General features: G+C 42.2%; 17 protein-coding genes and 1 pseudogene. 9 read left to right on the top strand and 9 right to left on the bottom strand.

Annotated features, from left to right (window positions below; translation table 11 throughout):
• The first annotated feature begins 230 nt into the window (after window positions 1-230).
• The 7 genes from ACJJID_RS05260 to ACJJID_RS05230 all read left to right on the top strand — a co-directional run bounded on the left by ACJJID_RS05260 (window position 231) and on the right by ACJJID_RS05230 (window position 7497).
• Window positions 231-1544, top strand: coding sequence for an acetyl-CoA hydrolase/transferase family protein (locus ACJJID_RS05260; protein ID WP_444921787.1), 1314 nt, complete (start codon window positions 231-233; stop codon window positions 1542-1544).
• Between the two features lie 8 nt (window positions 1545-1552).
• On the top strand, window positions 1553-2401 hold the full coding sequence (locus tag ACJJID_RS05255; RefSeq protein WP_444921786.1) for an HpcH/HpaI aldolase/citrate lyase family protein: 849 nt from the start codon (window positions 1553-1555) through the stop codon (window positions 2399-2401).
• Between the two features lie 22 nt (window positions 2402-2423).
• On the top strand, window positions 2424-2939 hold the full coding sequence (locus tag ACJJID_RS05250; RefSeq protein ID WP_444921785.1) for a MaoC/PaaZ C-terminal domain-containing protein: 516 nt from the start codon (window positions 2424-2426) through the stop codon (window positions 2937-2939).
• A 444-nt stretch (window positions 2940-3383) separates the two neighbouring features.
• The gene (locus ACJJID_RS05245) at window positions 3384-4811 is read left to right on the top strand and encodes an alpha/beta hydrolase family protein (RefSeq protein ID WP_444921784.1); all 1428 of its coding nucleotides are present in this window, start codon (window positions 3384-3386) and stop codon (window positions 4809-4811) included.
• A gap of 65 nt (window positions 4812-4876) precedes the next feature.
• The gene (locus ACJJID_RS05240; protein WP_444921783.1) at window positions 4877-5959 is read left to right on the top strand and encodes a sensor histidine kinase; all 1083 of its coding nucleotides are present in this window, start codon (window positions 4877-4879) and stop codon (window positions 5957-5959) included.
• 3 nt (window positions 5960-5962) lie between these two features.
• Window positions 5963-6679 carry a LytR/AlgR family response regulator transcription factor gene (locus ACJJID_RS05235; protein ID WP_444921782.1) on the top strand — a complete coding sequence of 239 codons (717 nt, stop codon included), beginning with the start codon at window positions 5963-5965 and terminating at the stop codon, window positions 6677-6679.
• A gap of 308 nt (window positions 6680-6987) precedes the next feature.
• Complete coding sequence (locus ACJJID_RS05230) at window positions 6988-7497, top strand: ester cyclase (RefSeq protein WP_444921781.1); 510 nt, start codon at window positions 6988-6990, stop codon at window positions 7495-7497.
• A gap of 214 nt (window positions 7498-7711) precedes the next feature.
• Here ACJJID_RS05230 and ACJJID_RS05225 read toward each other — a convergent pair whose 3' ends face one another.
• From ACJJID_RS05225 to ACJJID_RS05215, 3 genes are all read right to left on the bottom strand, one after another.
• Complete coding sequence (locus ACJJID_RS05225) at window positions 7712-8587, bottom strand: SDR family oxidoreductase (protein WP_444921780.1); 876 nt, start codon at window positions 8585-8587, stop codon at window positions 7712-7714.
• 772 nt (window positions 8588-9359) lie between these two features.
• Complete coding sequence (locus ACJJID_RS05220) at window positions 9360-10184, bottom strand: SDR family NAD(P)-dependent oxidoreductase (protein ID WP_444921779.1); 825 nt, start codon at window positions 10182-10184, stop codon at window positions 9360-9362.
• A gap of 133 nt (window positions 10185-10317) precedes the next feature.
• Window positions 10318-11160, bottom strand: a complete 843-nt coding sequence (locus ACJJID_RS05215) for a type 1 glutamine amidotransferase domain-containing protein (RefSeq protein WP_444921778.1) — start codon at window positions 11158-11160, stop codon at window positions 10318-10320.
• A 126-nt stretch (window positions 11161-11286) separates the two neighbouring features.
• On the opposite strand from ACJJID_RS05215, the gene ACJJID_RS05210 reads away from it, so the two are divergent.
• Window positions 11287-12204, top strand: coding sequence for a LysR family transcriptional regulator (locus ACJJID_RS05210; RefSeq protein WP_444921777.1), 918 nt, complete (start codon window positions 11287-11289; stop codon window positions 12202-12204).
• Window positions 12205-12405: 201 nt separating this feature from the next.
• Here ACJJID_RS05210 and ACJJID_RS05205 read toward each other — a convergent pair whose 3' ends face one another.
• Complete coding sequence (locus ACJJID_RS05205; protein WP_444921776.1) at window positions 12406-12807, bottom strand: winged helix-turn-helix transcriptional regulator; 402 nt, start codon at window positions 12805-12807, stop codon at window positions 12406-12408.
• Window positions 12808-12956: 149 nt separating this feature from the next.
• Between ACJJID_RS05205 and ACJJID_RS05200 the strand changes: the two genes are divergently transcribed.
• Window positions 12957-13499 (top strand): nuclear transport factor 2 family protein, encoded by a 543-nt coding sequence (locus ACJJID_RS05200; RefSeq protein ID WP_444921775.1) that lies wholly within the window; start codon window positions 12957-12959, stop codon window positions 13497-13499.
• A gap of 207 nt (window positions 13500-13706) precedes the next feature.
• Here the strand turns inward: ACJJID_RS05200 and ACJJID_RS05195 are convergent, their stop codons facing one another.
• The 5 genes and pseudogenes from ACJJID_RS05195 to ACJJID_RS05175 form a co-directional block, all read right to left on the bottom strand.
• Window positions 13707-14108: a hypothetical protein gene (locus tag ACJJID_RS05195; protein WP_444921774.1), complete on the bottom strand. Its 402-nt coding sequence runs from the start codon at window positions 14106-14108 to the stop codon at window positions 13707-13709.
• Window positions 14109-14251: 143 nt separating this feature from the next.
• Entirely contained in the window at window positions 14252-14587 is a 336-nt protein-coding gene (locus ACJJID_RS05190; RefSeq protein ID WP_444921773.1) for a hypothetical protein, read from the bottom strand.
• A 93-nt stretch (window positions 14588-14680) separates the two neighbouring features.
• A complete protein-coding gene (locus ACJJID_RS05185) occupies window positions 14681-14980 on the bottom strand; it encodes a hypothetical protein (RefSeq protein ID WP_444921772.1) in 300 nt (99 codons plus the stop codon).
• A 124-nt stretch (window positions 14981-15104) separates the two neighbouring features.
• A pseudogene (locus ACJJID_RS05180) lies at window positions 15105-15281 on the bottom strand (YdeI/OmpD-associated family protein); the annotation flags it as partial.
• 150 nt (window positions 15282-15431) lie between these two features.
• Window positions 15432-15611, bottom strand: a complete 180-nt coding sequence (locus ACJJID_RS05175) for a DUF1905 domain-containing protein (protein ID WP_444921771.1) — start codon at window positions 15609-15611, stop codon at window positions 15432-15434.
• Window positions 15612-15625: the final 14 nt, after the last annotated feature.

The raw sequence follows: 15625 nt of genomic DNA, 5'->3' as shown, positions 1-15625 counted from the left end.
TAGTATCGCCGTAAATAACCTTTCAATTTCTCAATAAATAGCAACAAATCACGACAGAATAAAACAGCCACTATAAATAAGCCCTCGCATTAGCCGAGAATACTATCGAAGCCCATACTTCACTATCGAGACCGGAAAAATAATCTATTTTAAGTTCAGTGCTAGTAGGCCATAAAGCGCCTAAGGGTCCAGAGAGAAGACAAATAAGATAACGGTGAATTTAGCGTATTATGAACTACGAAGCCCAATACCATAGAAAATTGACCACAGCCGATAACGCCATATCCGCAATACCCAGCGAAAGTATCATTTCTATGGGTATGCGTGTAGCCACGCCACCGGCCTTACTAAAAGCTTTGGAAAAGCGCGTTCGGGCAGACGACATAAAGAAGCTCAAGGTGTACTACATGCGCTGCGGTGGCATCGCAATGAAAACCATTTTTCAGGAAGATTTACTAGACCGCGTCAGGCCTTTTTCATCCATGCTCACCAAGGACGAGGTCAAGCTCGCCAAGAAAGGTTTCGCCAAGGGTAAAAAATACATTAACTATGTGCCAATTTCCTTCAGTCGCTACCCTGAAATCATTAAAAAGCAAGTTAATTTGGATGCCTTTCTCGTTACCGTATCCCCAATGGATAAATATGGATACTTCAACTTTGGCACTAGTGGGGATTATGCGATTGAGCTATCCAGGCACGCGGAACGATTGATTGTTGAAGTCAATAAAAATATGCCGAGAACTTCTGGGCAAACACTTCTTCATATTAACGAAGTGGATGCAATCATAGAAAACGACACCCCATTAATCGAAGAGCCACAAAGAGAAACCTCTGAACTGGATAAAAAGATCAGCGATTATATTGCACCACTAATACCTGATGGCTCCACCATTCAAATGGGGATTGGTGGTGTTCCCAATGCTGTATGTGAGCATTTGGTTGGTAAGAAAGATCTTGGGATACATACCGAGGTTATCACCTCGGGTATGATAAATCTGATCAAATCTGGCGCTGTTAATAATTCACGAAAAACGCTTAATACCCACCTCAATGTTTTCACCTTTGCAATAGGTGACAGGGCACTGTATGACTTTATTGATGGGAATCCTTCAATGGCGTGCCTCCCGGTCTCTTACGTCAATGAACCACAGACTATTGCCCAGATTGACAACATGATATCAGTTAACTCCTTTATAGAGATCGATTTCAATGGTCAGGTGAATGCAGAATTCACTGACCATCAATTCTCAGGAGTGGGTGGACAACTGGACTTCATTAGAGGTGTCTATTACTCGAAAAACGGTAAGACCATATTGGCAAGCAGTTCTACAGCACAGGGCGGAAAAATTTCTCGAGTGGTACCGCGATTAAATACCATCACAACAGATTCCAGGCTTGATGTTGATTACGTAGTTACTGAATACGGCTGCTGCCAGCTGATGGGAAAATCAACCACAGAACGTACCCATGCCCTAATTAATATTGCACACCCAGAATTTAGGGAAAGCCTGATAAAAGAAGCTAAAGAGCACAATTTCATCTAACCAACCTTATGATCAACCTACACATTCATCCTGCACTGCTTTTCACGCCAGGTAATAAACCCACTCTTTTTCAGAAAGGCGCAGAAGTAGAAGCCAGTGCCGTTATTATTGATCTCGAAGATAGTGTACCCAAAAGTGAAAAGCAATTAGCCCGGGACAATGCGGTTCACTATCTTTCCAAGAAAGACAGCAACACTACTGCCAATATTATTCGAATCAATCACCTAACAAGCAATGAAGGGCTAAAAGACATACTTGCTATTACCACATCCAAATTACAGATCGAGGCTGTACTTTACCCCAAAACAGAGTCCTCTAATGATATCCAGCAACTTGATGAACTTCTCTCTCAAACTTATGAGGACTTAGCAATAATTGCCTTAATCGAAACAGCCAATGGAACAATTAACATCCACAATATTGTTAAAAACAGCCCACAGAAACTGCAGGCCCTGATGTTTGGTGCTGCAGACTACGCCTACGACCTGAACTGTGACAACTCCATTAACGTCCTAAGCTCTGCTCGCAGCAAGATCGTAGAAGCATCAGCGACAAAGAATCTAGCCTGCTATGACTCACCTTACTTTGACTTCAATAATGAAGATGGGCTACTGAAAGAGCTGAATATCGTTAAGACAATGGGATTCAATGGCAAAGCTGCTATCCACCCCAAACAAATCTCAACAATCAAGTCTTCTTTCAAGCCTACTCAAGAGGAGTATGAAAAAGCAGAAAAAATAGTAGAGATTTATAACAACTCAAAGGGCAAGGCTTGTCAATACCAGGGTGAGATGATTGATGTACCTGTCTATTCCAAAGCAAAGCAAATCATCACTATCTTCAACAAACTAAACTAAAGCAGCAAGGGAAATGGTAGTTATGCAATTCCAACCCTATCAAAAAATCAGCGATAACCGCTATCGGGAAGACTTTGGATTTTACTTCGAAGACTTCAAAGAGGGTATGATCATTGAGCATCGTCCAGGTAGGACATTAACTCGAACAGACAATACCTGGATGACGTTACTTACAATGAATACGGCACAATTGCATTTTGACGCACACTATGCACAAAACACTGAATGGAAGTTACCGCTAGTAGATAGCACTCTAACCCTGGCGATTGTAACTGGGATGACCGTAAACACTATCAGTAAGAAGGTAGTAGCTAATTTAGAGTGGGATAAGGTAAAGCTACTAAAACCTGTTTTTGAGGGGGACACCATCTACGCTGAGAGTGAAATCCTATCTAAACGGGAATCACATTCCCGCCCTACTCAGGGAATAGTGACGGTTGAAACTCGTGGCTTCAATCAAGATGGTGAACTATTTTTGAGTTTTCTGAGAACAGTATTGGTGTACAAGAAAGGCCACTCACCATCTTACGGCATTTAGGGGGCTTCTGAATAACGCCGTAACTTCTATTACTTTCAGAGTGGCTCACCATCAAAACAAAGCTATGTAGGAATACCTAGACCTTTCCATAAGTCGCAACGCAGGATACAAATCGCTCTAAAATTCTGTAGTGCGAACCCTGCAGGCCGCATTTGCTGTGTGCTTAACGGCTATCTACACCGAAGCCCCTCCAGCCTATCGAACAATAAACCAGAAACAAGGGCCACTCCACCAAGCCCTTGCCTAGCCTACAAAGAGGTGACAGATATGCCTCAAAACTAATGGCACTATAGAACCATCTTGTGCATGCACAGGCTCTAGCCACTCATCATCTTTCTTTACCGCTCATCAATCATAAAAACCATTCCCACTAAACTTCCTACATAAAGCCAAAAGCTCATTAGAATGCCAAGCATTCATCGAATACACACAGGGATATCACACATGCAAGCGAGCAAAACCACCTTTGCAAAAGCCAAGTGGCAATTAAAAACCTTAATCCTCGCAACAGGCTTGCTCTCAGCCAATGCAATGGCTGGTGGCATCGAAGGAAGCTGGAGGTCAGTTGCACAAATAAATGGTGAGAGAAATGTGCCAATAGTCATTCATCTTGACGAAGTTAATGGCGAGTGGACCGGCACTTTGGACAGCCCCTCTCTGCGGAAGGAGGGGCTAGAGGTCTCCATGCTGGAAATCCAAGACAATAGTATCACTTTCGAAGTGGAAGACTTACAGATTAGCTACAAAGGCGCTTATAGTGAAGCAACTGACCTGATGTTCGGCGCTATTCATCAGGAAGTTGCATCACCGATGAATTTTAGCAGGACCTCTGAGAGAGCAAGAAACAGGCCGAACAATCGCCCCCAGACACCACAAGGTCCATTTCCGTATACGATTGAGGAAGTGAGCTTTAAGAATGCTACGGCGAACAATATCATTTCAGGAACACTGACTAAACCAAAGTCAAAGATCAAGGCAACCGCTGTTCTTATCAGTGGCTCAGGGCCTCAGGACCGTGATGAAACCCTGTTTGGCCATAAACCATTCGCAATAATCGCCGATCACCTGACACGACAAGGATATGCAGTATTTCGCTATGACGACCGCGGCATTGGTGGCTCCAGTGGTGACTTCAGTGCAGCAACCAGCGAAGACTTTGCCAATGACACCAGTGCGGCTGTAGATTTTTTAAACAGTCGTAAAGATTTACCCAAAGGTAAAGTTGGATTAATTGGACACAGCGAAGGTGGTATGATAGCACCCATGGTTGCTAGCAGCCGAGATGATATCGCTTTTTCAATCCTGCTTGCAGGCCCAGGGGTTAAAATACCAGAATTGATTATTGATCAATGGAACCGGGATCGTAGATTTAAAGGCGTTCCAGAAGAAAAGCTGCAAAAACTCAGCCATTTAGATAAGAAAATTTTTGATAAACTTGGCATGCTTGGGCTGAAAGAGAGTATCAATGGTGAGATTGAGGAACTGCTTTACGAAAGTGTCAAGCTCGAAGGCGTTGCGGCAGAAGAACTGGATGTACAAGTTGAACAACTAAAGAACCAATACTCTACACCTTGGTTCCGTTATTTTCTTAAGTTCAACCCTGAGCCTTATTTAGAAAAAACAAAATCACCATTATTAGCTCTTATTGGATCGTTAGACTTTCAAGTTGATGCAAAAATGAACCTGAACAATATACAGTCAATATTGAGTAATGCTGGGCACAAGGACTTTAAAACTATTGAACTTGAAAAAATGAATCATCTTTTTCAAACTGCAGGCAACGGCTCTTTTTCTGAATATGCTGAAATTGAAGAAAGCTTCTCTCCAAGAGCCCTTAACATAATGTCATTATGGCTAAATGAACGCTTCTAGTCATAATAAGAAATATCAATCTATGGCTCCTATCTTGGAGCCATTTTTATTAACATATACACTCAATGAATTTTCTAAAATCACCTACTCCATCTGTAAAATTTCTATCCTACCACTTTGGTGGCTGGGCAATATTCTCACTAGTAAATACCTTCTCACTGGGACTACTGACCCAGGATCACATCGACAAGATCGCAATACACGTTGCAACCGTAGTATTAACCGTAGGGTTCTCCACTCTTATTATCCGAGAAATCACATACCGCTTTAATCTTTTTGATAAAAGTTGGTATCAACAATGGGCTTATTTTCTCTCCGCCTCGATCTTACTAGGATTTATCTGCGCCTGTATCGCAGTGAGTATCATCTATGCGTACTACAACTCCGAGGGATATACGGTTGTTCACACTTTCTGGGAAGCGGTGTTCGATAGCTGGCTTATCCTTATCCTACTCATGCTAACTTGGTCTCTAATTTACCTTACTGCAGTAAACCAAGATCGCTTGCGAAAGGCTGAGCAAGATGCAACACAACTCAAGCTGCAACTCAATGAAGCTAAAATGAGTGCGCTAATGGGGCAACTAAACCCTCACTTTCTTTTTAATGGATTAAATAACATTCGCGCCTTGATACTTGAAGATACCAATAAGTCTAGAGAAATGTTAACCAATCTCTCTGATCTGCTACGTTATACCTTAATTGCCCACAAGCATAAGACTGTACCCTTAAGAGATGAACTAGAGATCGTTTGCCAGTATATCGAACTTCTAAAAATTCAATATGAAGATCGACTAGCTTTCAAAATCGAGGCTGACGATTACTTAATGGGAGAGAGAATACCACCATTGTTAATCCAGCTACTTGCTGAAAATGCTGTACGTCATGGCATAGAGAATTGCAAACAAGGAGGTGAACTAATGATTAAAGTAACAAAAGAAGAAAACCATATAGTAATCACTGTAAAAAATCCAGGCACCCTCAACACAGCATCAGCTACAGAGAGCAACAATACTGGCGTAGGATTAAGCAATATCCAAAAAAGATTAACCATTCAATATGGCAATAGGACACGTTTTAATATTAAACAGCAGGGCTCCCATGTAGTTGCCCAGTGCCATATTCCCTCCTCCTTACAATTAGTGGTATAAGAAGTGAAAGCCATTATCGTTGAAGACTCACGACTCGCACGTAATGAATTGAGAGAACTGCTCAAACCTCATAAGCATATAAACTTGATTGCAGAGGCGCAAAATTGTGAAGAAGCGATCTCTCTTATATCAGAAGAACAGCCGGACTTAGTTTTCTTAGATATCAACCTTCCTGATGGCAATGGATTTGACATACTAGAGAAACTGGACCTTACACCTCAAATTATCTTCACAACAGCTTACGATGAGTATGCCATCCAAGCTTTCGAAGTGAATGCTCTGGATTATTTACTTAAGCCAATCAACCCTCAAAAACTAAAGCGGGCCCTAGACAAGACATTACGTGAGACACCCCCTACCCCCTCCAGCGACTCAATAAATTACTTAGACAGCAACAATAAAATATTCATTAAAGATGGAGAGCGTTGCTGGCTAATCGAAATCGGAAAAATTCGCTACTTTGAGAACTGCGGCAATCATGCGCAAGTCTTTTTCGATGATAGCAAACCATTTATTTATAAATCTTTAGCCAAAATTGAACAAAGATTGAACCCTGAAATTTTCTTTCGCGTTAATCGACAGCAGATTATCAATTTAAATTTTATTAAGGATATAGAATCGTGGATTAACAGTGGTTTACTAATAACCATGACTGACGGGAAAGAGATAGAGGTTGCCAGACGGCCAGCCACCCGCCTACGAGAGATGCTGAGTCTCTAGCCCACTTAGATAATCCAATAGTCAGTCGATATAGGTTAATGTAAGAGCTGCCAATAAGGAGGGGACTAAGGCCATCGTTTCCTCCTACAAGCTTCCAATCCGGAACTTGATAACCTGATGAATCGTGAAGGGCTATTTAACCCAGCAGCTGGGCAGGTAAGGAGGAAGCAGTTGCCAAAATCCACCTGCAGACATGACTATTCCTTCGAATAGCGTTCATACTTTGCATTCCTTATAGCTCTCTAATGAACTCCTTTTTCATCAAAACTAACGGTTACCTCAGGTACCTTTGCAAATAGGACAACTACATGACTAAACGATATCTTTCTTTGGTAATAACGACATGTATCTTCTTGTGTGCGAGTTTAACTAGCGTTTTTGCTTATTCCAATGACCTAGAGGCAAATAAAAAACTCGCTATGCAAGCTATTGATTGGTGGCTCAGTGGGACTGATATTGATCCAGCCACTATTTTTGCTCCAAACTATGTGAATCATCTGGATTCTGCAACCAACTATACCGCTGGCCCTCAAAAACGAAATTTACAAGAAGTAAAGGCTGAGGTAGATAAATTTCATGCCGCCTTCAAAGACGTAAAAATTCTTAATAAAATGCAGGTCGCTGAAGGCAATTTAGTGGCCACCCATGTGGTTATCAGGGCAAATCATGTCGGCTCTTTTATGGGTGAACCCCCAACAAAGAAGACCGTCACTTATGATGGCGTTGAGTTTGTCAGGATTAAAGATGGAAAGATCACCGAAACCTGGGTTACCTGGGATAAATACGGCTTCCTGAAACAAATGGGGGCTATAAAATAATGATTTTCAGTTTCTTTAAGATGAAACAATCGGCTGTATAGAGAATATCTATTTAGTTGTCCTATACCAACATTCTATTTAAGCCGCCTTATGCTTCCAGCCAAAAGATAAAAGTTATAGGCAGATCTAGTGATACCATAAAGCAATATTATTAAGCTCAGGCACCTTTTATACCAAACAGAGTATTCAAGGTGCCCATTCTCAACGCATCTCTTTAATATTTCTTAAGCTGAAATAAGTTTGACATTCCATAAGCAGAATATATTTCTTGCATAGCTTGTTCGGTCACACTGTTGATTTTCTCTATCGTGGGATTTAATCCCGTACCATCAACGGTCGTCCGAAATGGTCGATTCTCAGGATCGGTATTCAGTAGGTTGAGTACTGCGTCTGCGACTAGTTGCGGGCTGGGAGCATCCTCTGACTCATGCCCTTCTTCAGTGCCTGCCCACATTTGCTCTGGAGCATCTGCATACTCACCATAGCTTGCAGCCACCGCTCTATCACTTGCTTTTAACAAGTTGGAACCAAAATCTGTACCAAATCCACCTGGCTGTACAATCAATGATTGAATTCCAAATTGTGCCAATTCTACGCGATAATTCTCCGCAATGCCTTCCACTGCGTGTTTCGTAGCATTATAAGAGCCTAGGAAAGGCAGCACGAATTGACCCAGAATGCTGGATATTTGAATAAGGGTTCCACTTCCACGCTTTTTCATTTGAGGTAATACCGCGCGTATTAACCGCTGAACCCCAAAGACATTAATATCAAAAACCTTTTTAAAATCCTCAATAGTAAAACTTTCCTGCCAACCGAGAGTGCCGACTCCAGCATTATTAATCAGTACGTCAATTTCGCCCGCTTCCTGGATCACTTGAGTAATACCTTTAGCAACACTCTCATCGTCAGTTACATCAATATCCACTATAGTGATACCTTTTGCCTGTAACTCATTGGCTATTGAGGCATTGCGTCCTTTCGAATCTCTCATTGTACCAATGACTTTGAAACCATTACTTGCAAGTGTATTGGCGATCAGGTAACCGAAACCACTGTTTGAACCAGTAACTAAAGCAGTTTTAGTCATGATTGTCTCCTTAAATTGTGAGCTACATCGCTTGATTCCTGTATAGATTAATGTCCAAACAGAAATGAGTGAAATCAATTCATTGAATTTAATAATGAATATAATTCATGACCCAGAAAGTTATTAAGCGGTAAAAGAAACCAGCTAATATCGATAAACCCCAATACTGGCGCGACAACAGAATAAACTGCCAACATAAAACCTCAACAACACCCAACCCTGCACTATTAACAGCCAACCAATAAATCTCAAGAAATATGATCGAAGTAAGCTTTGACACTACCGCACAGCAAAGACAGCATCAGAAATCTCTCTCATTAGAAGTATATTTCTTTGGAGGTAAAATTTGGTGCTATGATGCCATTAGTCACTCAAGTTATCCTCAAAGGTAAATTCGGGCAAAGGTAAATTCGGGGCTGTGACGCACCAAACAGATAAAAGAGTGAGGTAATTAGTTATAAGCATGCGCGTTAACTCAAAGTTTTACGCATTTATCCAGAAATGGTTTGTAGAGCATAGCGACACCTGACCAGCGCCTAACTTATGCCACCACTAAAGTGGGTTTTTCAGCATTAACAATACAGTAATCTTGCCCATCAAAAGGGAAATATGAAAAATAAATTGAAGCTCAACGCACTAACAGAAATACCCACCTAAAAAACCAAAAATTCATACAACAATCTACTCTCATCTATTGCCGCATTAAATTTGAAAGGTGTAGAAAATCGGCACGAGAGCTTCGCCATAACTTTTCTGTGAAACTTATCAGTCACTACTCATTTATTGTTGCATCAAAAGCGTCTTGGTAGTCAGGATGCCAGCGAGAAAGCGGTGGACGATTATGGATAATATCTCCAAAAGCCCAGCGAATACGTTTATTATCAGTTTCACGATCTACGTCATTATCTGGGCACAGAATGTAGAAATCCCCCCTTTCAATACCTCTCAGCATGAATTCAACTACTTGCTCTGCAGTCCATGCACTCTCAGGTTTAGTGGGACTATCAATCATACCCGTATAAGTAAACCCTGGAATCAATAGGTGTGATGTGACTCGGCTTCCAACTGAATTACGAATAGCGTGCTGTAATGCTTCCGTAACGACTTTTACTGCAGCCTTACTCACGTTGTAAGCTGGATTTCCTGGAGGCGTGGTGATTCCCTGCTTGGACCCAGTGGTAACAATGATTGATGGGCTACTTTGATTAAGCATTTCCGGAGCAAATACGTGAATACAATGGATCGCCCCCCAAAGGTTAGTGTTGATCGTCTTATTCCAGCCCTCTAGACTTTCCCAGCTACCACTTTTAACCGCAGTACCCGCATTGTTGAAAAGAAAATCAATACGACCAAATTTTTCTTTTACTCTCTCTTTGAGAGCCATCACCGAACCAAAATCAGCTACATCGGTCTCTACAATGAGCGTATCAGTTGATAGATTGTGCTTGGCCTCTTTCAACTTATCTTTGTTGATATCGGCAATGCAAATCTTCATCCCTCTTTCCGATAAGATCCTTGCCGTAGCAAGACCTATTCCACTAGCGCCACCGGTAATAACTGCAATGTTATTCTTCTTTAAAATGGAAGACATGCTCATAGGGACTCCTAAGTTGATGTCAAAGATATTCAGAGGAAAAAGACTGTAAAAATTGTTGAAATACAGTATAAGTCACACCTCCTCAGACACAGCCTTCCTAAGAGCTGTGCCTGAAGAGGTACAGAGCAAGCTACTACTTCATTAACTTTAAGAGTTCTTGTGCAACAGCGACAGAGGATTTGTTGTTTTGACCTGTCACCAGCTCGCGATCAACAACTACATGTGGCTGCCAATCCTCTTTACCTTTAGAGTAATTGCCACCAGCATTAGTAAGTGCATTTTGTGGCCAGTAAAACAGCTCATCACCACCTAAGTAGTATTGTGTAGCAACGGCTTCTTCTGAATTACTAAAAGAGGTCATTTTGTAGCCATCATAGACCCAACCTTGAGCAGGCTTTGCCTTCTTGCCTGCTTTCATTTGGGACTCAAAATCAGAGCTATTAGGCAAAGCGGACAACAGAGCAACTGGGCCGTGGCAAACTAAACCCGTGGGCTTAGATTCAGCATTAAAATGCCTTAAGAAACCTCCCAGTCGATCATTCGATACCAGGTCTCCCAAAGGTGCGTGGCCGCCAGGTACAAACAGCGCATCAAAATTCTCGATGCCAATTTGTTCAATACGGGCAAAGCTGACTACGGGGCTATGCGCTTTGTCAGTCAGCATTAGATTTTCGAAGAGCGCTTTATGGGTACTGTAGTTCTCCTGACTAACGTCTAAGAAGTGGTCAGGTGTATCCGATACCGGGTCCAAGGTCGGTGCCAGCCCAGTCGGAGTGGCAAATGTTAATGTATGCCCTGCATCCATCAGAAGTTTTACCGGTTCCATAAGTTCATTCAAATAGAAGCCAGTTTTGTAGTCATAGCCACCTTTCAATTTCATTTCAGACACATCAGACATCACAACCAACACGTTGTCGGCCATTGCCAGTGGACTAACCAACAGTGACGCCATTGCAAATAGTTTCTTCAAACTCATAATCAGTTCCTCGGGACTGGGGTTGATCGAATTGGACTGTGCGCAGAATAGGCCCCAAGCCTTCATTACTGAAATTAATTAATCTAATATAAGCATGAACACAACTAATAGCCGAGTCAGGTCCAGATGAGCAATATTTCAGACATAGAGCTGAACCAATTAAGGCTGCTGCAGATTATCTTTGAAACACGAAATCTCACCCGTGCTGGTGAACGTGCCGGACTCACTCAGTCTGCGGTGAGTCACACGCTCAAGAAACTCCGTCACAGCTTAAATGACTCACTAGTCATAAGACAGGGCAATCAATTAGTGCTGACGCCAAGAGCAGAAAGACTACAAGTGGCTTTGAATCGATGGCTACATGATTTTGAACGGAATATTTTAAATCAGGAAGCGTTCGACCCAGAAAGTACGCAGCGGACTTTCTATATCGCGACGAGTGATTTAGTGGAGCAGAGTATTGCCCCCCCATTGATAGCGTTACTTCAAAGGGAGGCTCCCAGAATTCAAGTTATTTTTATAAAAATAGATAAACTTGGCATAGCCAATCAGATCGAAAGTGGTGAGTCTGATCTTTCAATCAGCACTGTGGAATCCAATCACCCGAGCCTTATGGTGAAAACGCTATATAGAGATGATTTTACTTCAGTAGTAAGGACTGATCACCCATTTCTGAAAAGCAAAAAGGATGTCCATAATTTCTGCAATTATCCACATATCCTGGCTGGCACGGGGCGTGATAACCGGGGAATGGTTGATGAAGCTTTAGAGAAAATTGGCTTGTCTCGAAATGTTCAATTTAAGGTGGCCAATTTTTCTAGCGCACCTTACATAGTAGAGCGTAGTGATGCGATTCTAACTGCACCAAGAAAATTCATTCAATCTATCACTAGCAAATTCAACATTAAACTTTTCACCCCACCTATCAGCCTCCCTCACTACTCTATGAAAGTCTACTGGAATTTAAGAAATAAGGATGATCAAGCAAATAAATGGCTTAGAGATAAGATTGCGGAAGCTGCTCACATTGAAAATGTGCTTTAATTTAAGCAAAAAATCACTCTACTTAAATACTGAGGAGATTAGTTTAGACCAGATAGAGCACCTTCTGAAAAACCGGTAACTGTCAGATCAAGCCTAAAGCACTACACTTAAATATTTGTCAAAGGACCATATTCACTTATTGTGTGCGTTTTTGATTCATTATTCATTGATGCTTCATACCTTACGGTAAATTTATGTGAGTCACTCTTGATTGACTTTTTCATCGTAAGTTCTTCGCGAACGTTTGATTTCTGTATGGTGTGATTCTGCCCAGGAAACCAACTGGTATAAAGGTTTAACCAAATCTCTACCCATTTCTGTAAGGTCATACTCTACTTTTACCGGCACTTCGGCATAGACCGTTCTTGATACATATCCTTCCCGCTCAAGGTCACGGAGGGTTTGTGTAAGCATACGCTGTGAGATACCCACCACTCTTGATTTCAGTGAGTTAAATCGGTCGGCACCCTCGACAAGTGCAAACAATATCAGCACTGACCATTTATCACCTATCTGTGCCACCACATTACGAATGGGACAGTCTTCGGTATTATGAAATACCCGCTTTTCGATTTTCTCTTTGCCTTTTCTTCTCACAGTCATGCCACACCTCTTTTGCCAGCATCGTTTTATAGGTTACCAAAATGTGCCTAGATGACACCAAAGTGCCTTCTTGTTGTGCTAGTTACTATTATATACCATAAGGCTCAAGTGATACTAACATCAACCAATCAAACTAAGTGGATAACATTATGTGGAAGATTATTGCAACAACACTGCTGTTAATAGTAAGTACCTCTGTCTCCGCACAGAATGCGGATCAGCTGACTATAAATCTGAAAGCATTACAAAAAAATAGCTGGACTGAGCAAGAATTGGCTAATGTTACCTTGGTAACTGACTTTGTTCAGAATCTGATGAATAACCATAATTTTGACTACATACTTGAGCGTTATAACGATAGCTCGTATGTTCAACACAACCGTAATTTGCCCGATAAAATCACTGGTTTAGTGGGTTTTTTACAAGAGTTTGTTGAGGACTATCCCGACTACACTTATGACGTTAAGCATATCTATGCTGATGGCGATTACGTTATCTTCCACTCACATGCCACTCTGAACAAAAGTGACAGAGGTCACGATAGCAAGGGTATGAATATTATCGACACCTGGCGCCTTGAGAATGGCAGAATTGTAGAACACTGGGATTCAATACAAGCACTAGATGGTTTTATGCGATTTTATTCACTCATAAGCGGAGGAAGTATAAAGAATGATAATGGAGTTTTCTGATTCAAGAAGCGGTATATCTTTCTGAAGTAAGCAGAAAGATATAAGCCACTGGAGTCTAAATCTATATTTTATCAGGTACGCGCTGGGGACTTCTAAGGGGTATAACGCCCTCAAAAGAAGCGCCCAACGCTATGCACATTTTGTGCGGAGTTGGGAGTCCAGCGTCCCGCTGAGGGGCAAAGGCCCGGAGCATCCTGCTTGTGATAGTTATGCATTTCTTCCCGTTTTTTTTCTACGAAGCACCCTGCCAACATATGCACCGAAAATGGACGCCATAACTAAACCAAGACCGAACAGTAATTTTAAGTAAAATGGACTGTCCGAAAAATTAAATACGCCAAACACAAGAAATGATGGAAAGACTTGGAAAAATGCAAGGATATACGCATTTTTAGACCAGATATAACCGGTTAATCCGCCAAGACAAAAGAGAAATATATGGTACGGCCCCATGAAGTGTTGAGATGCGTCACCAAATATACGCGCAAGAAACATCGATGCTTTTTGTACATGCTCAAACAAGCCGTTTGATGAAATCAATATCACAACGAACAGCACGCCTAAACCAAAGTGAACCAGTAGCAACACCAGATTTGAAAATTTATTCATGCTTTTCCTATTGCATATCACCCACAGCATTGGCGGCTTACCCTATGCGCGTTTTGCGCGGCATTGGGAGTGCAGTGCCAAGTACAAAATGTGCATAACACTGGGCGTCTCGCGGAAGGCCGGAGCCTTGCTGCCTGTGTTTGTCACATTTTAATGGTGCTCTCAAGGTATCGAGCCATGTTGATTACCAGATTTTCAGCGCGCTTACTCTTCGCAACAATAGTGAATCCAGACCATACATCCCACTCAATACCTACCCGCTTAAACCCACGCATATAGCTTTGAAAAACTTCATCCAGTCCGTAAATTGTGATACCGAATGGACATAACTCAAATTTCTTAACAAGCGCTCTTTTAGTCTCTTTATAGTTATCGAGAGGCAAATCATTTATTTCATAGCAAAGACGTCCAGAAAAATCTCTACATAAGACTCCAACCTTCAACCTCTCTACAATTTCTTTCAGATCGACTTTACTCATATTCAAGAGATACAAAACCTAGTGCACAGGCGAGCGGAACGTAATGTACGTGTAGCGAATTCAACCCGCATCCTTTGCTGGCGATGCGACTTGTTAACTGTACGAATCGAAACCAAATCGATATACCTCTGGAAACAGAAACCCCACTACAAGCAAAACCAACACAATAACTACTCCAATGGCCATTGCCTTAAATGGATGAATTTCCTTTCCTTCGGGGTTGTCGGCAGCTCCCGGCATATTTTCAGGCATGTGTACCACTTCGCCTAACACTCCCAGAGTCGTAATAATCACAACGTTCATATAAAAGCTGCTACCAAAGAAATGTGAAATAGCAGCTGCAAGTACCACCACTAGTGCGATTCTTAGTAATATTCCTTTCCCCTTACTCATAATCCGCCAGTACAGTTAACGCCTGCAGCAACGGCAGGCAAAATTTGCGCTGCTTTTGGGGCAGAAGGCTGACAATTTTGACTGTCCAGTTGCCTGTGCTTGTATGGGCGCACTTAGCACTACCTTAGTTATTGGAGTCTGCCGCTTTGGGGGCACTGAAGGCTTTGCTGTAGTAACCTGACGGATCAAAACAGCAGACTCTCCACTTTCCTGAGGCAAACATTTCACATGCATTGTTAATCCGCTTTGTTCGTGTCTTTGCCTGTTTGACTGAGACTATCCAATGAATCCAGTCGACACGCGCAACAGTGGTTGTGTCATCCTAAGTAGTCCGAGCGTCAAGCGAAGCCTCCAATGCTGCTAAGCCGTCAGCTGGGATTTCCGGTTCAGGTTCCTTCTGCACAGGCGCGATCTCAAACTGGCTGATTCCACCAACAACTGTGCCCAAAGCTTATAGTAGCTCTTTATTGATGCGCTGCCAGTGGCTTCTCTGACCATCCGGCTCAAGCAAAGCCTGAAAATCTTGACCGTTAATGGTTCCCCCTACTGTAATTCGGCCCCGCCGCGGAAGTCTTGCGCTTTCATCCTTCGGAAGAACCACGAACGCCCACGAATCAGCAACCACCCGCATAGCGGGTGGTATGG

It is taken from the genome of Microbulbifer sp. CnH-101-G (assembly GCF_052466775.1).
Note: the sequence above shows the minus strand (reverse complement) of the source record. Positions and strands in the feature narration are given on the sequence as shown.